This window comes from Flavobacterium sp. W21_SRS_FM6, assembly GCF_052119645.1.
Classification (GTDB): domain Bacteria; phylum Pseudomonadota; class Gammaproteobacteria; order Enterobacterales; family Alteromonadaceae; genus Paraglaciecola.
Genome location: NZ_JBGQOM010000005.1, coordinates 35,792 through 57,451, shown reverse-complemented (window position 1 = coordinate 57,451; position 21,660 = coordinate 35,792). Strand labels below are relative to the sequence as shown.

Genomic DNA, 21,660 nt, shown 5'->3' with positions numbered 1-21,660 from the left:
GTGATGAAAGCAAAAGTAAGTTGGCAACAAGGGCTATCATTTTTAGGTGAAACCGACAGCGGCAGAACCCTAGTTATGGACGGAAATGCTGAAGCGATCTCACCAATGGAGAGTGTATTGCTCGCTGTAGGCTCCTGCTCTTCAATCGATGTGGTGGATATTTTGCAAAAATCTCGGCTTACTATAGAAGACTGCTATTGTGAGTTAACGGCAGAACGCGCCGACTCTCCTCCTAAGGTTTTCACAAAAATTCATGCTCATTATGTCGTCAAAGGTCATAATATTACTGACAAACACATGGCAAGAGCAGTGCAGTTATCGGCTGAAAAATATTGTTCAGTCATGTTAATGTTAAGCGGCAATGTAGCAATTAGCACAAGTTACGCCATCGAATCCGAATAAATACAGTAGTAAGACTTGTTGCCCTTTTTATCAGAGTGTTGCACAAATCCTTAGTATTGTTTACGTCACGTCAAGAAACCGCCTTAGTCATTCCATCCAGAGCTAAACGTATCTCACTTAGCTCTGTGGCTTTGAAACAGAAAAATTCCTAGCTAGCCCACAGAAAATGGGGCGAGAAACACAGAAATGCCTTCGAATGTTAAGGAAAAGGCTAATTATCGAACAAAACGCCCAACATATTTATTTTTATTTGAATAGTTAAGCTAAATAATAACCATTATCATTTGCAATGCGTTTAAGTTTTAATTATGCTTTTGAAACTTAATAACAACACACACTTGATTGGGAGATAACGTTGAAAAACACGCACAAACACAAAAATGAAAGATTGGGATCAAAAGCGCTCGCGATAGCCTTTACCTTCGCATCAGCTGCAGTTCAAGCAAATGATACTGAATGTGAACAAGACACCACTTTGCAAACCGCAGAATGTAAATCTCAGACCAAAGAAATTGAGATAGTCGAAGTATTCGGTATGGCTCAATCTCCTTATCGCGCCCTTAAATCTGGCGATGTGCGTCGTTTAGCCGAGCTTGCTGACACCCCGCAAACCATATCGGTATTAACTCAAAAACAAATTCTTGAATCGGGCAAATCGGATCTTAAAGAAATTTTAGCCACTCAATCAGGCGTTACTATTGGTACCGGCGAAAACGGTAATGCCTTTGGTGACCGTTATGTTATCCGCGGCCATGAAGCTCGTAGTGATGTCTTTGTTGATGGTTTACGTGACCCAGGCATGACTACCCGTGAGAGTTTTGCTACCGAGCAAGTTGAAATCACTAAAGGGCCCAGTTCTACCTTTGCTGGCCGTGGTTCATCAGGTGGTGCGGTAAACAGTATCACTAAACAAGCTTCACCTGATTACAACTTTAATCGCTTAGACGGCAGTATCGGTACTGATGAACATTATCGTATTGTGGTTGACTCTAATATCGCGATCAGTAACGAAACCGCCCTACGCTTGAACGTATTACAAGCAAGTGAAGATGCGCCTAACCGTGAAGGCATCGAAAGTACTCGCCAAGGCCTTTTACTTTCAGGTTATATCGAGCCCACCAGTAAGCTAAATTTTGTCGCTGATGCGTATTATTTAAATGCCGAAGATGTGCCAGATATGGGTAGTTATTTTGATAGAACCACACGCAAACCCGTCGAAGGCATTCCTGTTTATGCTCAACAAGAAGACTTTTTAGATACAGAGGTTAAAGCCCTCACCCTGCGTACAAATTATGAAATTAATGACAACATGCGCTTTTACAATGCTACTCGTTGGGGCAAGACTTCAAACGGCTATATTACCACCGGTATAGGCGCAGCCACACGAGATGAAAGTGATCCCACTGCACCGGGCGCAGCAGCCCTAAGTTTAAGTACGCATCAGGGCTGGCAAGGAATTGATTATGTCGCCAGCCAGTTTAACTTTTTCTGGGACAACACTCTTTTCGGATTAAAAAACAAATGGGTATTTGGTGCAGAATTTAGCCAAGAGTCTGTGGATAATGGCGTTTACGATATCAACTATCTAGGTGAGTCTAACTGCCGGATAGCAGGTCGACGTGGTGTAAGTGATGGGTATTGCGTAACAGCTGACGATAGTAACATTACTACCATGACCCAGCGCACCTTCTCAAGAGGCGCCAAAGACGCCCAAATGGATGTTAAAACTCAAGCCTTGTATGTTATGAATACCTTAGCCTTAAGTGAAGAGTTTGATGTGTTTTTTGGTTTGCGAGCTGACTCGTTTGATTATGACAACACCGTGGGGGCAGGTTCAGAGCCTGACCAATATGATTACTCCGACACCCTAACCAATGGTCACCTTGGTCTTGTATACAACATTAACGAAGAAGCCAATATATATTTGACCTATAGCACTGCAACGAATATCAACGGGGGTGAATCTGATGTAGGTGGCAGTTGTGGTTACGGCGGATTATGTGGCGACCCAAGCCAAGTGCAAAACTCCGATCCAGAACAAGTCAAAAATATTGAACTGGGCACTAAATGGGAGCTCTTTGATGATAAATTATTAGCTACCGCGGCGTGGTTCCAAGTCACCAAAAGTGACGTAATGGAGAGTATCGGTGAGGACGATTACGCCTCACTTGGTACACTAAATACTGGTAAAAACCGCGTTAAAGGTGTGGAGCTCTCGTTATCAGGTGCCATCACCGATGAGCTTAGTGTACAAATGAGCGCAGCAGTAATGGACTCTGAAATTCTTGAGTCTTATGTTGAGTCCTCAGTAGGTTTAGCGCTGAGTAACTTCGCCGACAAATCTTTGTATTTACAACTACGCTATCAGCCTAATGAAACCGTTGCCTTTGGTACTTCGTTTACCTATAAAAGTGAAATGTACGGCGGTCAACCAGACAGCGCTGCTGGCTACGATGCCGAAACAGGACAATACAGCATTGTGGTGCCTAGCTATAGCGTGATTGATTTGTTCGCCAACTACTATTATTCGGATACCCTGAACTTCCGTCTGAATATTGGTAACGTAACAGACAATGAATATTGGACGGCAGCCTATCGCTCTGGCACATTTATGTACTTAGGCGAGGCGCGTAACGTTCGAGCCACTGCTAGCTGGAAATTTTAAGTTTAGGAGCACCACCTTGGTCATTATTGAAGCATTAATTAGCCCACAACAAGTGGCAGACTATAGAAAAATATTGACCAAGGTAAATTGGCAAGACGGCGCGATTACGGCAATGGGGATGGCTGCAGATGTGAAACGTAATTCGCAGGCAAATCCGCGAGATCCTCAAATCCAAGCCTTAGCCAATAATTTATTAGCCACTATGGGGGAACACGCAAGTTTAGTCTCAGCCGTGTTACCCCATAAAATATTTCCCCCCTGTTTTAATCGCTACGAAGCAAACGAAACTTATGGTTATCATGTGGATGCGTCCATCATGCGACTGCCTAATAGCCAAGATGTGATGCGCAGCGATATGTCCATGACCCTATTTTTAAGTCCACCGGAGGATTATGAAGGTGGCGAACTGCTAATCTCAACTGACTTTGGCGAACAACGCGTAAAACTACGGGCCGGTAATGCGGTAGTGTACCCTTCAAGTTCCTTGCACCAGGTTACGCCTGTTACCAAAGGCACACGCTTAGCAGCTATAACTTGGATGCAAAGTTTGATACCCAACCCCACCACTCGTCAGTCTTTATTTGAACTCGACAGGGTCATTCAAGATATTGCCCAAAATGATGATATTGAACGCAGTAAACTCGACCGCCTACATCATGTTTACCATAATTTAGTGAGGCAGCATTCGGTGGTTTAAACCACGTTTGACAACTGACTTTTTTGCTGTTGATGAGGTAAATAAGCATCAAACATACTGGCAATATACCTAATTAATAATCGACCCTTGTTCAATACTTGAATGGCGACATCGTCATGCGTAAGCAAGCCATCTTGTGCTAAAGGTACTAAGCGCTGCATTTCTTCCGCAAAATACTCATCAAAGTTTATCTGTGTTTGCTGCTCTATTGCCGATTTTATAACAACGCCATTACACATTAAGGCTTTAATGACTAATGCCCGTATTCGATCATCATCTGTCAGCATTAGGCCTTTTGCTAAAGCGTTTTCCTCCTCATCCAGCTTTGCATAATACGCCATTAAGTTTTTTTTATTTTGGCTGTAGGTATGATTAATTGAGCTGATACTGGTCAAGCCTAAGCCTAATAAATCAGTGTTGCCCTGAGTAGTATAACCTTGGAAATTACGATGCAACTGTCCGGCACGATATGCCCTACTCAACTCGTCTTGTGGAAGAGCAAAATGATCCATACCAATAAACACATAGCCATGTTGTGTGAGTGTTTCAATTGCTTGGCACATCAAGCTCGATTTTAATTCTGTACTGGGCAGCCAATGATCAAGGATTTTTCGCTGGGACGCAAAACGTGAGGGTAAATGTGCGTAACTAAACAGTGAGATTCTTTCAGGCCGCATCGCCAAGACGTTAGCAAGCGTATTGGCAAAGGTCTGCTCATTTTGCCAGGGCAAGCCGTAAATCAAGTCAACGTTAACAGAACTAAAACCGAGTTGCTGTGCTCGCTCAACCAGTTTTGCAATAAATGGCGTGTCTTGAATGCGATTAATCGCAGACTGCACTTTTGGGTCCGTATCTTGTACCCCGATGCTAATACGGTTAAAACCGTGGTTTTTTAACAGATCAACGTAACTCAATTGTATTTTTCTCGGGTCTATCTCGATACTAATTTCTGCACCTTCATCGATGGAAAAATGCTGATTTAGTAAGGTCATGAGTCGCTGCATTTGCCTTTCATTTAAAAAGCTTGGCGTACCACCACCTAAATGCACTTGGCTGACTTTGTATTTTTTGAACAGGGATGACTGCCCAATTATTTCCCTCTCTAAATAGTCAAGATAAATGTCTGCTTTATGTTGATGGCGAGTCACAATTTTATTGCAGCCACAGTAGTAACAAAGACTATGGCAAAAAGGAATATGCACATACAACGACAATAAACGGTTTTGGCTAGTCTGCACTGCCCTTACAAAGTCCAACCGAGAAAAGTGTTCATCAAAGCCCAATGCAGTGGGATATGAGGTATAACGCGGTGCGGCTGAGTTATATTTTTTGAGTAAGGTAAGTTCCGTAGTGGTTAACATTCATTTCTATCACAGCAAGTTGGGTATAGACAGTGTGTCTTACCCAATATAAAAATACTTTGATCAAGCTCAAGTTTTATTCTTTATGTCATGAGCTAATTATTGTTTAGCCCACTGTATTGACAGCTCTGTCCCTTTTACTAACAAGTAGTGAAATTTGCTAACTATTGGTTTTTCTCTCACGGTAGTTTTCCCGTTAATTGCATAACCCATTGAAATAATGAGTAAAAATAAATGGCCTGTGATTTGCAAAACTGTTAGGTAATTGGCGAGAACCGCCAGACAAACACTAGAAGGAATTGTTATGTCAAATAAAGCGATATTTTGTTTTGTATTTTTCAGCTTAACCTTGCTCGAAATTGGACAATTAGCTATTTCGCAAGAACATCCGATTATTATCAATCAAGGGCACTATGTAAACGAAGAAACTGAGACCACAGAGGCGCCAGTAAAGCAAGCCACCGCAACGGGTGGGTGTGATGTTCAGCTCCATCGTGCTGACTCGCAAAAGCACTGCATAGCGCAACATTCTCAACAATAGTGACGCGATCAGCCTCACTTGTTATTCGCCCATCTAAGGGCATAGTTGATATTAAAAAACCTTTTGTGAGCTTACCTTGTGCTTGCCAACAGGCACAAAAAAAGAGACCGAAGTCTCTTTTAATTCAACCTTTAGTTGAATAAGGTTTAAATATATTCTACCGCTGAAATTTCATATTCTATTGCCCCTTTTGGGGTTTGAATATTGACGATGTCATCTAACTCTTTACCAATTAAACCACGAGCTATCGGCGAGCTATATGAAATAAGATTGTTCTTAATATCGGCTTCGTCTTCACCTACTATTTTATAGGTGGTTTCTTCATCAGTGTCTAAATTAAGGATCGTCACCGTCGCGCCAAAAATAACTTTGCCGTTATTAGCCATTTTTGTGACATCAATAATCTGAATATTAGACAGTTTGCCTTCGATATCCTGAATACGGCCTTCACAAAAACTTTGTTGTTCACGGGCTGCATGATATTCAGCGTTTTCTTTCAAATCGCCATGCTCTCGGGCTTCGGCAATCGCCTTAATGATTTGTGGTCGTTTAACTGACTTTAAATGTTGCAGCTCTTCACGCAACATCTCTGCGCCTTTGGCTGTCATTGGGTATTGATTCATAGTTCAATAACTCACTTTGTTTGGTGTCATGATTTTATTAGATTAAGCAACATAGGTACAAAAACATAAAAATCAACTCGGGCCGGGAATTTTCCTGGCCCACTTTTTAAAGTATACGTTTATGCAAATCTTGCACTGATGTCACTCGGGCACGATCTTCTGCTTTATTGGCATTTACCGTAGCAAAGGCGGCGTTCATCGTGGTGGTATAAGGCACTTTGTTTAACAATGCTTCCCGACGGATATACACGGAGTCATCGATGGCTTGGCGACCTTCTGTGGTATTGATAATATAACAATATTCACGGTTTTTGATGGCATCCACAATGTTAGGACGACCTTCGCTGAGTTTATTCACCACACTGCAGGCTACGCCAGCTTGGTTTAATACATCAGCAGTACCACTAGTGGCCTCCAACGTAAACCCTTTGGCTAGCATCTTTTGACCTAATTCAATGACGCGATTTTTGTCATTCAAACGCACGGATAATAACGCTTTACCACCCACGGGTATTGGCTGACTCGCGCCTAAATTGGCTTTTGCATACGCTTCAACAAACGTATCGCCCACTCCCATCACTTCGCCGGTTGAACGCATTTCGGGGCCCAATAATGGATCAACACCTTGGAACTTAGCGAAGGGCAATACCACTTCTTTAACAGAATAGAAGGGCGGAATAATTTCTTTGGTAATTCCCTGTGAGGCAAGTGATTGGCCAACCATACAACGAGCCCCAATTTTAGCGATAGCCATACCGGTCGCTTTAGATACAAAAGGTACAGTACGCGCAGCTCGAGGGTTAACTTCAATCAAATATACTTTGCCATCTTTCACTGCAAATTGCGTATTCATCAAGCCTACCACACCGAGTTCGAGGGCCATGGCTTTAACTTGTTCACGCATTACGTCTTGAATAGCGGGGCTAAGCGAATAGGGCGGCAATGAGCACGCCGAGTCACCTGAGTGCACACCCGCTTGTTCAATATGTTCCATGATGCCACCAATAACGACATCTTTACCGTCACAAATGGCATCAACGTCCACTTCAATCGCATCATCTAAGAAACGGTCGAGTAATACTGGCGAGTCGTTAGACACTTTAACTGCATGCTTCAAGTATCGGGTTAAATCTTTAATGTCATAGACGATTTCCATCGCGCGGCCGCCTAACACGTAAGAAGGACGCACTACTAAGGGAAAACCGATTTTTTCAGCGGCAACCAGCGCTTGCTCAAGATTACTCACCGTCGCATTGGCAGGCTGCTTAAGATTAAGCTTGTTAACCATTTTTTGGAAACGTTCACGGTCTTCTGCTTTATCGATTGCATCAGGTGAGGTACCAATAATCGGCACACCAGCCGCTTCAAGTGCACGAGCAAGTTTAAGTGGGGTTTGCCCACCGTATTGCACTATCACGCCGACTGGTTTCTCGATGCGCACAATTTCAAGCACATCTTCTAAGGTCACCGACTCAAAATACAAACGATCAGAGGTATCATAATCAGTTGAAACCGTTTCTGGGTTACAGTTAACCATAATAGTTTCGTAGCCGTCTTCACGCAAAGCTAAGGCAGCGTGCACACAACAATAGTCAAATTCAATACCTTGTCCGATACGGTTTGGACCACCGCCTAATACCATGATTTTTTTGTTGTCTGTGGGATTAGATTCACACTCTTCGTCATAAGTTGAATACATGTAAGCGGTATTGCTGGCAAATTCAGCGGCGCAAGTATCAACACGCTTATATACTGGATGAATGTCAAAATTGCGACGCGCTTCACGCACATCGGCTTCGTCAACCCCTGTTAAATCGGCGATACGTGCATCAGCAAAACCTTTGCGTTTTAAGATTTTCATCAAATCTTCATCGATAGCAGATAGGCCTAACTCAGCAATTTGTTGTTCAAGAACGATCAACTCTTCGATTTGTATCAAGTACCAACGGTCAATGTTGGTTAAGGTGAATATCTCATCAACCGACATGCCCATACGCATCGCGTCGGCAATATACCAAATACGTTCAGCTCCCGGTTCACGAAGCTCACGAATAATGGTGGCTTTTGCGTTTGGATCTTTAATGTCGATGATTGGGTCTAAACCGTTAACACCCACTTCCAGTCCACGAAGGGCTTTTTGCAAGGATTCTTGTTGGTTACGGCCAATTGCCATCACCTCACCCACTGACTTCATTTGGGTCGTCAAACGGTCATTAGCACCCGCAAATTTTTCAAAGTTAAAACGCGGGATCTTAGTCACAACGTAGTCAATGGCCGGTTCAAAAGATGCCGGAGTTAAACCGCCGGTAATATCGTTGGCGAGTTCATCTAAGGTGTAACCAATTGCTAATTTAGCTGCTACTTTGGCAATAGGGAAACCCGTTGCTTTTGAAGCCAGTGCTGAAGAGCGCGATACGCGCGGATTCATCTCAATAACCACTAAACGACCGGTTTTTGGGTCAACGCCAAACTGGACGTTTGAACCGCCAGTCTCAACACCAATTTCACGCAATACGGCGATGGCCGCATTTCGCATAATTTGAAATTCTTTGTCCGTTAAGGTTTGTGCCGGAGCAACGGTGATTGAGTCACCGGTATGCACCCCCATTGGATCAAAGTTTTCAATAGTACATACGATAATACAGTTGTCTGCTTTATCACGTACCACTTCCATTTCGTACTCTTTCCAACCGATTAGAGACTCATCGATTAACAATTCGTTTGTAGGTGATAAATCTAAGCCACGACGACAAATTTCTTCAAACTCGTCACGGTTGTAAGCAATACCACCACCTGAGCCGCCCATGGTAAAGGAAGGGCGAATAATACAAGGAAAACCAATGCGTGTACTGACGTCAAAAGCCTGTTCCATGCTGTGAGCAATCTCTGCTACCGGACAAGCCAATCCAATTGATTTCATGGCTTTATCGAAACGTTCACGATCTTCGGCTTTGTCAATGGCATCTGCTGTTGCACCAATCATCTCAACGCCAAACTCTTCTAAGACACCATGCTTATTTAAGTCCAACGCACAGTTAAGCGCGGTTTGTCCGCCCATCGTAGGAAGAATAGCGTCAGGACGTTCTTTTTCGATAATTTTGCGCACAACTTCCCAATGAATGGGTTCAATGTAAGTTGCATCAGCCATCTCAGGATCGGTCATGATGGTGGCTGGATTAGAGTTAACCAATATGACGCGGAACCCTTCTTCTTTAAGGGCTTTACAGGCTTGCGCGCCAGAGTAATCAAACTCACAGGCCTGACCTATAACAATGGGGCCAGCGCCTAAAATTAAGATACTTTTTATGTCGGTACGTTTTGGCATGGTGCTCTTCTTTAATCTCGTCTCAATATTCGGGTTGTTTCAGGCAAAACTCGCTAATCTAGCGAGTTGCTTGCATCAATTCGATAAAATGGTCAAACAAAGGCGCTGCATCATGAGGGCCAGGACTGGCTTCAGGATGGCCTTGAAAGCTAAACGCAGGCTTATCGGTTAGGTGTATGCCCTGCAACGATTTATCAAACAACGATATGTGAGTCACTTCAATATTGGCTGGCAGACTTGACTCATCGACGGCAAAACCATGGTTTTGTGCTGTAATCATCACTCGATTGGCTTTTAAATCTTTAACTGGGTGATTCGCGCCATGATGACCAAACTTCATTTTTAAGGTGCGAGCACCACTGGCAAGGGCCAATAACTGATGACCTAAACAAATACCAAATATAGGAATATTAGTGTCTAACAAGGTTTTAATGGCACTGATGGCATAATCACAAGGCTCTGGATCTCCGGGGCCATTTGATAAAAATACGCCATCTGGCTTCAATGCGAGCACATCTGCTGCAGAGGTTTTTGCTGGTACAACCGTTAAACGACAGCCTCGGTCAACTAACATACGCAGTATGTTGTGTTTAACCCCATAATCGTAAGCCACAACGTGAAACGGCATCGAATCAGGAGCAGGTTTATACCCCACTTCCAAATCCCAACTGGCCGAATTCCATTCGTAACTGGCTTCACAAGTCACTTCTTTGGCTAAATCCATGCCTTTTAAACCTGCAAAACCTTGCGCCATAGCCAGTGCATGAGCTTCGTCCAAACTTACGTCATCAAGGGCATTGCTGGCGATAATACAACCGTTCTGCGCCCCCTTGTCACGTAAGATACGTGTTAATCGACGTGTATCAATGTCGGCAATACCTAGGATGTTATTTGCTTCAAGATAATCAGATAAGCTTTGTTGGCTGCGGAAATTACTGACCAGTAAGGGTAGATCACGGATCACCAGGCCTTTGGCCCAAATCTTAGTGGATTCTTGGTCTTCTTCATTGATACCGGTATTACCGATATGAGGATAAGTCAGTGTAACGATTTGTTCGGCGTACGAAGGATCAGTTAAAATTTCCTGATATCCTGTCATGGAAGTGTTAAAAACCACTTCCCCTACTGACACACCAGACGCTCCAATCGCAGTACCTTTAAAAACAGACCCGTCTGCTAGTACTAAAAGGGCGGAAATAGCCAAGTCAACCTCCTGGTTACTTAATGTATAAAAAGTAAGGTTATATGGCACTAACTCGAGGTTAATGCGCTAGAACTTGGTTTTTCTCAGTTACCAAGCCCAATATAAAAACCCCAATAAATATTTGATTTACAAGGAATTTAGCTTAATTTGCAAGATATAACTGGTTGAAGTTGTAATAACTTCGGTAATTTTTGGCAAATTCGCAGTACTATACACGAAACACCTTTTAGGGTCTACGAACAATTACCAAAAATGCATAAATAAGCATTTAAACTACAATTTTATGCTTAAGCCGCAAAAATCTAATTTATTACCCTACGGCTATTCGCAACAGCTCTGTCTTGTGGTGTCCTTAGTTTGCGTTAAAGCCTAATACATCAGCCATATTATACAAGCCCGCAGGCTGCTTAATTAACCAGTTAGCCGCTTTAACTGCGCCTTTAGCAAAGGTCAGCCTACTTGAGGCTTTATGGGTAATTTCTAAACGCTCACCTATATCAGCAAAAAGGACCGTGTGATCACCAATAACATCGCCTGCCCGTACTGTTGCAAAACCTATTGTTTGCTGGTCGCGCTCGCCGGTATCCCCTTCTCTGCCATACACCGCGCATTGGGCTAAATCTCGATCTAACTCATCTGCAATGGCTTCACCAATTGCCACCGCCGTCCCTGAGGGCGCATCTTTTTTATAACGATGGTGTGTTTCAATGATTTCGATATCAGCAGTTTGTCCCATTACCTTGGCGGTTTGACGGACTAAATTGAGTAGCAAATTAACACCAACACTGTAATTGGCCGCGAACACAATGGGTATAGATTGCGCAGCCAGAGTTAAGGCATTCTTCTGCTCAGCATTTAATCCGGTGGTGCCAATTACGATAGGCAGTTTATGTTTTACACAAAATGCTAGGTTGTCAGTTAAGGCGGCTGGCAAGGTAAAATCGATCATCACATCGATATCAGCGACACTCCCTGTTAAATCAGCTTGGGTAGTCACACCTAACTTGCCGATGCCAGAAAGTTCACCCACATCAGTACCAAGCATAGATGAGGAAGCACGCACTGTGGCGGCACTTAAATGTGACTCAGCATCTTGTTTAATGGCCTCTACTAAAACACGGCCCATACGACCGTTTGCTCCGAAAATAGCGATTTTACTCATGATATTTTTCTTTTGAATAATGTCTAATATAAATAATGCGGAGATTGTGCCTTAATTAGTAGGCACTTGCAGCCTAGTATTGATACTAATTCGCTTTAAGAAATGCCTTAACAAACAAATCACTGCATTTTTATTTTTAAGGTATTTTCGTGCTTATTTCTGGCGAGATAAAAATGCGAGCGTTAAGTGATACAGCGAATATCCCTTAGATACTTTCTTGCTAACTTTTTACTAACCCTGCTCAGCTTTGGTGTACGAATTTAACGCTTTAGGCAAGCATGTTAACCAAGAATCAGTCTTACAAGCCCAATTTATACACCTAAGGTAATTTACACAGGACTATCCTTACTCTTTCACATAGTATTACAGGGTTTTTAACTGTAGGGGGTAAACGGGCACATGCTAAAACCTGACTTTAACAATGAAAACATTGCTGAGCTTAACAACACAACAGTGCCTCAGGTTGAATACCTAAACTTGCAGGTACTTGCACAGCAATACGCCCCGCTTAATCTAATGATAAATGGAGTATTGAGCCTACTATTCTTAATGCTGGGCGCTTTGGTTTATGTACAAAACTGGATAGTGTTACCATCTGCTTTACACAATTTTATTCCCTATGCATTGTGTATCTTTGCCGTGACCAGCCTGCTTATTATCTTACTAAACTTTTTGGCTGATAAACAAAAACGTTATGCCTTACGCCAGCTAGATTTGCATTTCAGTTCGGGATTGATGTTTAAAAAACTGGTCAGCCAGCCTATCTCACGAATTCAACATGTTGAACTGAAGCGGGGTCCCTTAGAGCGATTTAAAAACCTTGCCACCTTACAAGTTTATAGCGCTGGAGGTTCGCATTACACCTTTGAAATACCGGGCTTAGAATTAGCAACTGCCCAACAAATTCATCAATTTATCCTTAAAAATAAAGACTTAATCCACAATGCATAGTGTGCATAAATCGTCACACGAGCACCAGCCAGTAGCTAATGACTGGCAAAAACTGTCGCCCATTGCAATTGTCTATTTTGTCATGAAGATTATTCGTGGGGTCTTTACCAATATCGTTTATTTAATTCCAGCCCTGGCATACAGCTATTCCAATATCATCGCGTACCCTTATATTTGGCTGCCGATATTGTTGATCTCGTTTACCGCATTGCTATTGGGGGCATTTTGGAGTTTTCAGGTTTATCGCTTTCGTTTATCAGACAATGTGCTTGAAATTCGTTCTGGTCTTTTTCGTAAAAAACACGTGAATCTGCCCTTTGAACGAATTCAAAATGTTAAAATTGAACAGCCACTTTATTATCGTCTCACTGGGTATGCCTGTTTGCAGCTCGATACAGCAGGCTCTGCTAAACAAGAAGCCCAACTAGTGGCTTTGCCTTTGGTGCTGGCTCAACAGCTAAAACAGCAAATACTGCGGGTTTCGCCTGAATCATCTGCGCCATTCAGTGCAGCGCCTACCCACGCGAAAGATAGCTACCCACCCTTTGCCACAGACGAACAGTTAATCAATCAACGCTGCTTACCTGACTTAGTTTTACACGGCATCACCAATAACAGAGTGTGGATTTTATTGGGTGGTTTAGCTCCTTTTTACGATAATATTGTCAATAAAATCAACATTTTGCTAATGGATTTGGGTATCAATCTTAATGACATGTTTAACTTACAAGTACACTCTTTATGGCAAGTGGGGATCTATACATTATCCTTGACTCTGGTAATCATGTTCTTACTGATGCTGTTTTCTGTGACGGGCGCTATCATAAGTTATTATGGTTATACCCTGAGTAAGACAGAAAACCGCTATATTCGCCGCAGCGGCTTGTTCACCAAACATGAAGTTAGCATGCCATTAAGTCGTTTACAGATGCTTGTGCAACAACAAGACTGGTTAGATATCTTGTTGAAACGAGTCAACCTTAAGTTGGAGCAAATGAATGCGCGGCTAAAACAGGCTGATCATTCCGCGGCTAACAATAAAATTATTGTGCCCTCTATTACGCTTACACAAAGTCGTGCAATCATTGACGATATCTACCCCAATAATCAATTGACCAACGTGAGCTTTTCAGCCATTAGTGGATTTTTTATGCTGCGCTACATTGGCTATTATTTATTTCCGCTGTGTTGCCTCATTCAAAGTATTGCCATTATTAAACACAACATAGCGTTGGCAGCAATAGGACTAGTACTTTTTGCATTATTAAGCACCCTTGTTTTTTTACGCTGGCGGCGTTGGGGCTATGCTTTTGACGAAAACTTTGTTTACCTACGTAAGGGACTTTTGGGCGTAGATTATTATTGCTTTCCTGCTTTTAAGGTGCAGCAATGCCAATTTAAACAAAGCATAATGATGAAAAGGCGTCACTTAGCGACGGTGAAATATGTACTGGCTTCAGGTGCCATTACCATACCGTTAATGCCAGAAACCATTGCACTTGGTTTAATTAATCGTTGTTTGTATCATGTAGAGTCAAGTCAACGCTCATGGATGTAACACCAGATGTTGCTCATGGTTATATGAACAATCCAGATAAGATAGTAAATGCACTCATTAAGGAGTAACAAATGCAGGCTGATTTTTGGCATGAACGCTGGGCTAAAGGTGAAATTGGTTTTCATGAACAAGACATCAATCCCTTATTAATAGCCCATTTCCCCACATTATCTCTCAGAAAAGGCCAACGGGTGTTTGTGCCTTTATGTGGTAAAACCCATGACATCTCATGGTTATTAGCACAAGGCTATAACGTAGTAGGCGCAGAGCTCAGTGAGCAGGCAACCATCGCCTTATTTGAATCATTACATATTCAAGCCGAGGTCACTGCTAAAGATGGTTTTTTACTCTACCAAGCAGCCAATATTGACATTTTTGTAGGCGATATTTTTTCACTAACTCAGGCGCTTATTGGTCAAGTAGATGGCGTTTACGACCGAGCCGCACTGGTGGCTTTACCCTTGACAATGAGAATACGATATAGTCAACACCTTATAAATGTGACTGATGGTGCTACGCAATTATTAATTTGTTTTGATTATGAGCAGAGCTCGATGCAAGGCCCCCCCTTTAGTGTGACTGCAGCTGAAGTAACCCGCCATTACGCTGATAAATATAAGATTGAAAGTTTATACAGTGAATCGTTGGCTGGCGGGTTAAAAGGCAGAGTCGCCGCCTTGCAACAAGTTTGGCGCTTGACTCCGGGCTAGTGCTCGACGTTTAGCACCTAAAAAACCGTTACTAACGGTTTTTTAGGTTGTTAATGATTAACCACCAAAATTCATACTGAACTCAATACCATAAAAGCGAGGTGGTCCGGCTACAAAAGTCGGATTACCAAAAGCACCACCCGTATTACCTGCATCTACCAAGTACTCTTTGTCAAAGATATTGCTTGCCACTAAATTAACCGACCAACTCGCATCTGCCCTTTCAATACCTACACGAAGGTTGGCTAAACTCACTGCATCTTCACTGATGTTAGGCTGATTCGCAGCTTCAAAAAACACATCCGATCGATAACTAAAAATCGCTGAACTGGTGAAATTGAAGTCATTACTTACAGCAGTAAAGTATGAACCACCGAGACTAAAAGTCCGCTCAGGCTGCAAACGGAAGCGATTACCCGCTAAGTTACCATTGGTAGCATCGTCATCTATGGTGGCATCAATATAGGCAAAGTTAGCGAATAACTGCAGTCCTTCCCCTACGATGGTTCGCAGCTCGCCTTCAACACCAATATTGGTCGCTGAACCCGCATCGGCCTGATAAGCAATGCCATCATCGCCTAATAAAGTTACTTGAAAATGGGTATAATCTTGATAGAAAACCGACGCTGAATAATCAAGTTTACGCTGCCATGCTTGGCCTTTTATCCCTGCTTCGTAGTTCCATATAATTTCTGCTGGTACATCACTTACTGTGCTACCTGTAACATCCAGCACATTAGAGCGACGGCCTTTGGATAGGGTCGCATAAATATTGAGATCAGGGCTGATGCGATACAAGGCATTAAAACGAGGTAGCCAATCACGGTAACTTTGATTAGCGCTGAAGGTTTCACCATCGGTATTACTGCCAAAAAATGTGCCGCCCGTTAACACCGAGTCAGGAATAACAGCCATATAAGCACTTTCTTTATCTTCTTTGACGTACCGTAAACCCGCCGTTAATTCTAAGGCATCACTGACTAAATACGTGAAATCAGCAAATGCAGAATAGCTTTTATTGTCACCGTAATTGGTAAACTCCGAAGAATAAGGAATTTCACTAAAAGCACCTGCTGTTAAAACTGCACTTAATACGTTTACTGAGCCGTCTGCATTAATACAAGGCTGACCTAAAGCTGACAAAGCGCCAACACAATTTAGAAAAATTGATTCTTCGGTACTAAAGGGCACACGTTGTGAACCATCTTCAGTAAAGTAACTCACACCTGCGATACTTGTGAGCTTATCTTGCACATTGACTAAGCGTAATTCTTGGCTGAATTGATCACCCTGAGCATCTTCTGCAAACTCTAAAAACCATGCTTGCGTACCATCGGCGTCAAATACTTCTATGGAATCAAAACGGCGAAATGCAGATATTGAGGTCAAGGTTGTGCTATCAGAAAGCGTGTAGTTTAGGGTCAGGTTAACATCGTCCACTGTACGATCTACCCCCAGTTTTTCAGCGCCTAAAACCGCTTTTGAATAGGGGCTTCCCGACATCTCAACATAAGTATAAGGGCTGGTATCGCCGCCCGTTGGGGCGTAGTTGGCGTTCTTAAAGGATGTACCAGAATCAGCATTTTTCTCGTGGGTATAGACGATATCCCCAGTCAGTTTATCATTCGGAACAAAACGCAGCGAAGCACGAACGGCTTGACGATCAATGGCATGCATATCATCTTGCTTGGTGCCATTTGAGGTTTGAGAATCTGCATCACCCGCTATATTTTCTATAAAACCATCGCGCTTACGATAACTTACAGCCAAGCGGCCTTGCAGTGTTGCATTGCCACCAGTGACATAGCCATGAAGTGAAGTAGCGCCAAAGTTACCGACAGCAGCATTAATTTTGGCAGAAAAATCTTCCTCAGGCTTATTGGTGATAACGCTTAATGCACCTACCGATGCGGCAGTACCAAACAATGTAGCCTGTGGACCTTTAACCACTTCTACTCGCTCGATATCAAATAACTCAAAATAGGAACCACGTGAACGAGACACATCAGCGCCGTTATAATAAATCGACACCCGCGGCGATGATTGTGATGAACCGCTATCAGAAGTAATACCGCGAATGACAAAACCGGGATTGTTAGGGCTTTGCTCTTGAATGACCAAGCCTGGGGTAATATCCGATAACGCATCAAGCTCATTCACCCCCAAGCGTTCTAAAAAATCACCATTATAAGCACTAATAGAAACCGGCACATCTTGGATCGCTTGCACACGTTTCTGAGTGGTTACAGTGATTTTTTCAATCTCACCTTTATCAGGCTCTTGCGCTGCTACGCCCGTCGCTAATAAAGCGCTAACGATTAATGTAAGTGGACGAAGACTGAATTTCGCTGAGTGGGTAATTAGCATATTACATTTACTTCCGAGTAATTAAGTGATTTCACAGCCCTCTAAGCTAAAGCCCTTTTGCGATAATTAGATGAACAAACAGTGACATTTTTATTAAATATCGACATAAGCGCATGTTTATCATAAGTTTTTGTATTCCCGACCCACACCATCAAATAGCTATAAAAGTAACCACAGGGTAATCAGTATTAACGCTAAACCCACAAAGTAGTGAGTAGGACGAGCTGCAATAAATTTGCCACTACCGCCCTCCTTTGTCTTGCCACTGAGCATGGCTGAAATTAAATTTTGTTTGCGCCAAAACAGATAATACGTCACAGCAAACAGATGCAAAATAATCCAACCGAGGATCACATTAAAAGTATATTCGTGCCATGCTGCACTTAGGCGCCCTGTTTCAAAAGAAACATAGTCATTTAAGGGGCCAGCCTCCCAACCATCCACATCAATGGCAAACAAGCCAGAAATCACTTGAATACCCATCAGACTTAATAATAAAACAACACTATAAGCCCCTAGCGGGTTGTGGCCATATTGAGGTGCCGTGTGAGGCTGGCCGAGGGTTTTAGCATAACGCCATGTCTCGGTTGGACCTTGCACAAATTGAGTGAATCTCGCGGTATTACTGCCGGCAAAGCCCCAATATACACGAAAAACCAGCAAACTCGTGAGCGCGTAACCAGCATAGCGATGAATGTCCATTTCGCCATTTTCAGCAGTCCACCATAAAAGCGCGAGTAAAATGACGAAGGACCAATGGACAAATCTGATGGGCCAATCCCATACTCGATTGGCGCTAGTTTGACTGTTTGTCATATTGCTACCTGCTGAAAAACGTTGCTTAAAAGAAAGGCCAAATAAATGGCTTACCAACAATACTGTTTACAGTATTTCATATTCGCCATTATTCATTCAATCAAATGATATAGCTAATTGCTCTGCGTCTAAAAGCTAAGGTTTAACCTTTGATATTAAGAATTAAAGTCGCGTAGAATGGAAAAGGGCTCAGCGTAGCCGTAAACTTAACTGGGCAAAGCCTGACATGGTATTAATTTAATCAAAACAGAGAATCACAAACATGAAAACAACATGCCGCAGTTTTTCCACATTTAAAGCTTTAGCCATAAGCAGTGCCGTAATTTTATCTTTGCACGTCTCTGTTAATGCTAATGCAACAGACGCCAGTTCTACCATTGAAACTCGCCAACAAAACTTTAAAGAGATGGGTAAAGCAATGAAAACCATCAATCAACAATTAAAGAGTGGCGCTCCAGACCTAAGTGTTATCCAGCAACATGCAGGCGTATTGGCTGACCAAGCCCAGGTGCTACCTGATTGGTTTCCCGCAGGTACAGGTCAAGAGACAGGTTTAGATACCGATGCCTTGGCAGAAATTTGGTCACAAGCGGATAAGTTTGCGGACAAAGCCGAAGGCTTTAAGCAAAGTAGCCAAGCGCTGTTAAATACGGCTGAAAAAGGTGATATTGCTGCCTTAATGGGGGATTTAGTCGGGGTGAAAGACAGTTGCTCGGCCTGTCATAAAAGCTTTAGAGCTGATTAATCGTTTACTATCTACTCTTCACCGCTATGGCCTATTGCATCATGTAGCGCACGCTTATCTACGGCAAGGTCTATCGAGCGAGAAAAAGCAAAGCTCGATCCGCGCTCATTAGCAGCGAGGTTTATCTACAAACCTCGCTACTACTGAGCACTAACGCTCAATTTTTAATCAAAAAAATCAAATTAGCTTCATTATGTCTCAAGTAACCCTAGGGTATTCTCGTGGCAGAAGAGCTCAAACGATGCCCTACTTCTCATGATTGGCTGCACAACAAAAAATAATACCTGTCTTGAATCGACATCCGTTACTTGCAGGCTGAAACGCGATTTCTTTGAGGGACAAGCATCGGCGTGTACTCTCTTAACGAGATTGACCGAGCATAAGCCACGGTCTTGTTTCGCACTATATTTACCGCGACAGCTGAAAAAAATAGCAATATAAGAGCCTTAAATGTGAATTTTTTGTATTTATGACATTCCACTAAGCAAAACTGTAATTTAATTACATAATAATTTAGACCAAATAACATGCTTATTATTCTATAAAGATATATTAAAATACAAAATGTCGTTAAATTTCAACAATATATCATATTGTTAAATACTTGAACTGCTACTTTTACACGCTATTAATTAAAGTAGCACAAAGAAAAAACAACAATTTTCTGTAATTTAATTACTATTTGTTTCGAGATTTACCTAAAGTCTCTCACACAATCGGTTAAATTAATTGGGGTATTGAATATGAAAAAGTTATTTGTTTCTATCGTAGTATCTGCAGCTTGCTTGTCATTCAATGCTAACGCTGCTCTTGAAAGTGCTAAGAAAGTTAAATTTGTTGGTGACACTGAATTTGCAGGCTTTTGTAAAGCCGCTATCAACAATGATGTCAACACCTTAAAACGTGCTATTGAACGTCAAGTTGGCGTGCTAGCAAGTTCAAAACAACGTGTCCTTGACATTGTTTTAGACGAAAAAAATGTGAGCTGTGCTGGTAAAGGATTGGCTGAGTTTTCTGCAACTCGTCAAGCAACTGATGTTGTAAACTTTATTCAAGCTAAAATCAGTCAATAGAATGCTAAGGTTGAGCTCAGTCAACTTGACTGAGCTCAACTTCATTTTTAACTACATGCCAAAATTAGCTGAGTTCAATATTTTACTGCTATTAAAGGCCAATGCCTCCGGTAGGACAGGTTTCAAAACGTTCAGCAAACCCTTTGATCATGGGTTTACCTAATTTGATTGCTTCTTGCACCGACGGCAGCATGATAGACGCTTTATGATGGGTTTCATCTGTCCATACTTCTGTCACCCAAAGGGCATTCTCATCTAATTTATCATTGGCAATAATATAGCTAAGACACCCTGGCATATCGGCCACTCCAGTTAACAATATATCAGTTAACGCTTCACGCTTACCTTCGACACAATCGATCTTTCCAATTAATCCGTACATTATTTTTCCTTATCCGCAACTCACTGGCTGCGATGAAAAAGTTTGAAACATCAGGCTCGACTTTATTCAGAGCAAACCTCACACCGGCGAGTATCAAACCCTAGGCTTGATATAACTCTAAGGGTAGACCGTCAGGATCGCTGAAAAAAGTAAAGGGTTTACCTGTATACTCGTCAATTCTTATGGCCTCGACTTCGATGCCCTGCTTTTCTAATTGCTGCTTGCTCAGCGCGACCGAATCAACTACAAAAGCCAAGTGCCGCAAGCCCTGCGCTTCAGGTCGACTAGGCCTGGGCGGGGCGTCTGGAAACGAAAACATTTCAAGCTGCCCCCCATCCGGTAAGGCCAAATCTAACTTACACGATTGCCGCTCTGCTCGATAGTTTTCAGCGATCACCGCAAGACCCAACACCTCAGTATAAAACTGTTTCGAGCGTGGATAGTCAGAACAAATAATAGCCACATGATGAATGCGCTTTAACATGCTTTAGCTCCCTTAATTACTGACAAAAAAGCCCCTAGTTTGATAAATTACTGCGGCTGAGCAGCTGACATAGCATCGAATTTTTGTTTGGCACGCATAAAGACCTGTTGCCCCCATTGCTGACCTATCATCATCGATTCCTGCATAATGGCAGGCTGAGCAGAGATTAATTTTTTACCGGCAGGTGTTGAATAGAACGCCAGTATGGCTTGAATATCTTCTTCACTTAGATGCTTTTGGTACACTGGAATGATCATTTTCATAAGTTCATTGGCATCGAGTTCTTGCTTAAAGGTGTCCCAAAAAGTCGGCGGCGCATCAGGTATCATCTGTTGCATTGCCGGTAACATTTGATTCATCATTTGCGCACTCAAATCACCCGCCCCGGTGAGTTGCATTAACTGCTCTATGCTCGCTTTTTTAGCGGGCTGTGCAACACTGGCAAAGGCTAGTGATAAACCAACTAAAGCCATACATATTTTTTTCATTATTATCCTTAAACGCTCATTAAAAATTTATTCTTTCACAAAACATTGCTGAATTATAGCGATAAAAAAAGCCGCTCAATGGAGCGGCTTAAACAAACTATAAGAT

Annotated in this window: 19 protein-coding genes; 9 read left to right on the top strand and 10 right to left on the bottom strand. The window is 42.5% G+C overall.

The annotated features are described in order from the left end of the window. Positions 1-3 precede the first annotated feature (3 nt). The 3 genes from ACEN2L_RS09935 (at position 4) to ACEN2L_RS09925 (ending at position 3,764) form a co-directional block, all read left to right on the top strand. A complete protein-coding gene (locus ACEN2L_RS09935) occupies positions 4-402 on the top strand; it encodes an OsmC family protein (RefSeq protein ID WP_306020190.1) in 399 nt (132 codons plus the stop codon). A 355-nt stretch (positions 403-757) separates the two neighbouring features. Beyond that, the gene (locus tag ACEN2L_RS09930) at positions 758-3,067 is read left to right on the top strand and encodes a TonB-dependent receptor (RefSeq protein WP_441743479.1); all 2,310 of its coding nucleotides are present in this window, start codon (positions 758-760) and stop codon (positions 3,065-3,067) included. A 16-nt stretch (positions 3,068-3,083) separates the two neighbouring features. After that, positions 3,084-3,764, top strand: coding sequence for a Fe2+-dependent dioxygenase (locus ACEN2L_RS09925; RefSeq protein ID WP_306020188.1), 681 nt, complete (start codon positions 3,084-3,086; stop codon positions 3,762-3,764). On the opposite strand, the gene hemN is transcribed toward ACEN2L_RS09925, so the two are convergent. Then, positions 3,761-5,125 carry an oxygen-independent coproporphyrinogen III oxidase gene (gene hemN, locus ACEN2L_RS09920; protein ID WP_441743478.1) on the bottom strand — a complete coding sequence of 455 codons (1,365 nt, stop codon included), beginning with the start codon at positions 5,123-5,125 and terminating at the stop codon, positions 3,761-3,763. The two genes, ACEN2L_RS09925 and hemN, sit on opposite strands and share 4 nt — an antisense overlap. Before the next feature lie 304 nt (positions 5,126-5,429). On the opposite strand from hemN, the gene ACEN2L_RS09915 reads away from it, so the two are divergent. Next, positions 5,430-5,666, top strand: coding sequence for a hypothetical protein (locus tag ACEN2L_RS09915; protein ID WP_441743477.1), 237 nt, complete (start codon positions 5,430-5,432; stop codon positions 5,664-5,666). Positions 5,667-5,812: 146 nt separating this feature from the next. Here the strand turns inward: ACEN2L_RS09915 and greA are convergent, their stop codons facing one another. From greA to dapB, 4 genes are all read right to left on the bottom strand, one after another. Then, the gene (gene greA, locus ACEN2L_RS09910) at positions 5,813-6,289 is read right to left on the bottom strand and encodes a transcription elongation factor GreA (RefSeq protein WP_306020185.1); all 477 of its coding nucleotides are present in this window, start codon (positions 6,287-6,289) and stop codon (positions 5,813-5,815) included. A 106-nt stretch (positions 6,290-6,395) separates the two neighbouring features. Further along, positions 6,396-9,614 carry a carbamoyl-phosphate synthase large subunit gene (carB, locus tag ACEN2L_RS09905; RefSeq protein ID WP_441743476.1) on the bottom strand — a complete coding sequence of 1,073 codons (3,219 nt, stop codon included), beginning with the start codon at positions 9,612-9,614 and terminating at the stop codon, positions 6,396-6,398. A 58-nt stretch (positions 9,615-9,672) separates the two neighbouring features. Beyond that, positions 9,673-10,818 carry a glutamine-hydrolyzing carbamoyl-phosphate synthase small subunit gene (gene carA / locus ACEN2L_RS09900; protein ID WP_306020183.1) on the bottom strand — a complete coding sequence of 382 codons (1,146 nt, stop codon included), beginning with the start codon at positions 10,816-10,818 and terminating at the stop codon, positions 9,673-9,675. 352 nt (positions 10,819-11,170) lie between these two features. Beyond that, positions 11,171-11,980, bottom strand: coding sequence for a 4-hydroxy-tetrahydrodipicolinate reductase (gene dapB, locus ACEN2L_RS09895; RefSeq protein WP_306020182.1), 810 nt, complete (start codon positions 11,978-11,980; stop codon positions 11,171-11,173). Between the two features lie 399 nt (positions 11,981-12,379). Here dapB and ACEN2L_RS09890 point away from each other — a divergent pair, with 399 nt between their 5' ends. The 3 genes from ACEN2L_RS09890 to tmpT all read left to right on the top strand — a co-directional run bounded on the left by ACEN2L_RS09890 (position 12,380) and on the right by tmpT (position 15,199). After that, the gene (locus ACEN2L_RS09890) at positions 12,380-12,931 is read left to right on the top strand and encodes a PH domain-containing protein (protein ID WP_441743475.1); all 552 of its coding nucleotides are present in this window, start codon (positions 12,380-12,382) and stop codon (positions 12,929-12,931) included. Next, a complete protein-coding gene (locus tag ACEN2L_RS09885) occupies positions 12,924-14,489 on the top strand; it encodes a PH domain-containing protein (RefSeq protein WP_441743474.1) in 1,566 nt (521 codons plus the stop codon). Before ACEN2L_RS09890 ends, ACEN2L_RS09885 begins: the two co-directional genes overlap by 8 nt. A 71-nt stretch (positions 14,490-14,560) precedes the next feature. Continuing rightward, complete coding sequence (gene tmpT / locus ACEN2L_RS09880; protein WP_441743473.1) at positions 14,561-15,199, top strand: thiopurine S-methyltransferase; 639 nt, start codon at positions 14,561-14,563, stop codon at positions 15,197-15,199. A gap of 57 nt (positions 15,200-15,256) precedes the next feature. On the opposite strand, the gene ACEN2L_RS09875 is transcribed toward tmpT, so the two are convergent. Together ACEN2L_RS09875 and ACEN2L_RS09870 are read right to left on the bottom strand one after the other, a co-directional pair. After that, entirely contained in the window at positions 15,257-17,566 is a 2,310-nt protein-coding gene (locus ACEN2L_RS09875) for a TonB-dependent receptor (RefSeq protein WP_441743472.1), read from the bottom strand. A 159-nt stretch (positions 17,567-17,725) separates the two neighbouring features. Further along, positions 17,726-18,382 carry a cytochrome b/b6 domain-containing protein gene (locus tag ACEN2L_RS09870; protein ID WP_441743471.1) on the bottom strand — a complete coding sequence of 219 codons (657 nt, stop codon included), beginning with the start codon at positions 18,380-18,382 and terminating at the stop codon, positions 17,726-17,728. 262 nt (positions 18,383-18,644) lie between these two features. Between ACEN2L_RS09870 and ACEN2L_RS09865 the strand changes: the two genes are divergently transcribed. Together ACEN2L_RS09865 and ACEN2L_RS09860 are read left to right on the top strand one after the other, a co-directional pair. Further along, on the top strand, positions 18,645-19,127 hold the full coding sequence (locus ACEN2L_RS09865; RefSeq protein ID WP_441743470.1) for a c-type cytochrome: 483 nt from the start codon (positions 18,645-18,647) through the stop codon (positions 19,125-19,127). 743 nt (positions 19,128-19,870) lie between these two features. Beyond that, a complete protein-coding gene (locus ACEN2L_RS09860; protein ID WP_441743469.1) occupies positions 19,871-20,200 on the top strand; it encodes a hypothetical protein in 330 nt (109 codons plus the stop codon). Between the two features lie 91 nt (positions 20,201-20,291). On the opposite strand, the gene ACEN2L_RS09855 is transcribed toward ACEN2L_RS09860, so the two are convergent. From ACEN2L_RS09855 to ACEN2L_RS09845, 3 genes are all read right to left on the bottom strand, one after another. Continuing rightward, positions 20,292-20,582 (bottom strand): putative quinol monooxygenase, encoded by a 291-nt coding sequence (locus ACEN2L_RS09855; protein ID WP_306020174.1) that lies wholly within the window; start codon positions 20,580-20,582, stop codon positions 20,292-20,294. A gap of 100 nt (positions 20,583-20,682) precedes the next feature. Further along, entirely contained in the window at positions 20,683-21,066 is a 384-nt protein-coding gene (gene gloA2, locus ACEN2L_RS09850) for an SMU1112c/YaeR family gloxylase I-like metalloprotein (RefSeq protein WP_441743468.1), read from the bottom strand. A 47-nt stretch (positions 21,067-21,113) separates the two neighbouring features. Further along, the gene (locus ACEN2L_RS09845) at positions 21,114-21,554 is read right to left on the bottom strand and encodes a DUF2059 domain-containing protein (protein ID WP_306020172.1); all 441 of its coding nucleotides are present in this window, start codon (positions 21,552-21,554) and stop codon (positions 21,114-21,116) included. Positions 21,555-21,660: the final 106 nt, after the last annotated feature.

Excerpts from the sequence above, each read along its gene's own strand:
- ACEN2L_RS09935 (WP_306020190.1), top strand. The coding sequence starts at position 4 with ATGAAAGCAAAAGTAAGTTGGCAACAAGGGCTATCATTTTTAGGTGAA.
- hemN (WP_441743478.1), bottom strand. The coding sequence starts at position 5,125 with ATGTTAACCACTACGGAACTTACCTTACTCAAAAAATATAACTCAGCC.
- ACEN2L_RS09915 (WP_441743477.1), top strand. The coding sequence starts at position 5,430 with ATGTCAAATAAAGCGATATTTTGTTTTGTATTTTTCAGCTTAACCTTG.
- greA (WP_306020185.1), bottom strand. The coding sequence starts at position 6,289 with ATGAATCAATACCCAATGACAGCCAAAGGCGCAGAGATGTTGCGTGAA.
- carB (WP_441743476.1), bottom strand. The coding sequence starts at position 9,614 with ATGCCAAAACGTACCGACATAAAAAGTATCTTAATTTTAGGCGCTGGC.
- dapB (WP_306020182.1), bottom strand. The coding sequence starts at position 11,980 with ATGAGTAAAATCGCTATTTTCGGAGCAAACGGTCGTATGGGCCGTGTT.
- ACEN2L_RS09890 (WP_441743475.1), top strand. The coding sequence starts at position 12,380 with ATGCTAAAACCTGACTTTAACAATGAAAACATTGCTGAGCTTAACAAC.
- ACEN2L_RS09885 (WP_441743474.1), top strand. The coding sequence starts at position 12,924 with ATGCATAGTGTGCATAAATCGTCACACGAGCACCAGCCAGTAGCTAAT.
- tmpT (WP_441743473.1), top strand. The coding sequence starts at position 14,561 with ATGCAGGCTGATTTTTGGCATGAACGCTGGGCTAAAGGTGAAATTGGT.
- ACEN2L_RS09875 (WP_441743472.1), bottom strand. The coding sequence starts at position 17,566 with ATGCTAATTACCCACTCAGCGAAATTCAGTCTTCGTCCACTTACATTA.
- ACEN2L_RS09870 (WP_441743471.1), bottom strand. The coding sequence starts at position 18,382 with ATGACAAACAGTCAAACTAGCGCCAATCGAGTATGGGATTGGCCCATC.
- ACEN2L_RS09865 (WP_441743470.1), top strand. The coding sequence starts at position 18,645 with ATGAAAACAACATGCCGCAGTTTTTCCACATTTAAAGCTTTAGCCATA.
- ACEN2L_RS09860 (WP_441743469.1), top strand. The coding sequence starts at position 19,871 with ATGAAAAAGTTATTTGTTTCTATCGTAGTATCTGCAGCTTGCTTGTCA.
- ACEN2L_RS09855 (WP_306020174.1), bottom strand. The coding sequence starts at position 20,582 with ATGTACGGATTAATTGGAAAGATCGATTGTGTCGAAGGTAAGCGTGAA.
- gloA2 (WP_441743468.1), bottom strand. The coding sequence starts at position 21,066 with ATGTTAAAGCGCATTCATCATGTGGCTATTATTTGTTCTGACTATCCA.
- ACEN2L_RS09845 (WP_306020172.1), bottom strand. The coding sequence starts at position 21,554 with ATGAAAAAAATATGTATGGCTTTAGTTGGTTTATCACTAGCCTTTGCC.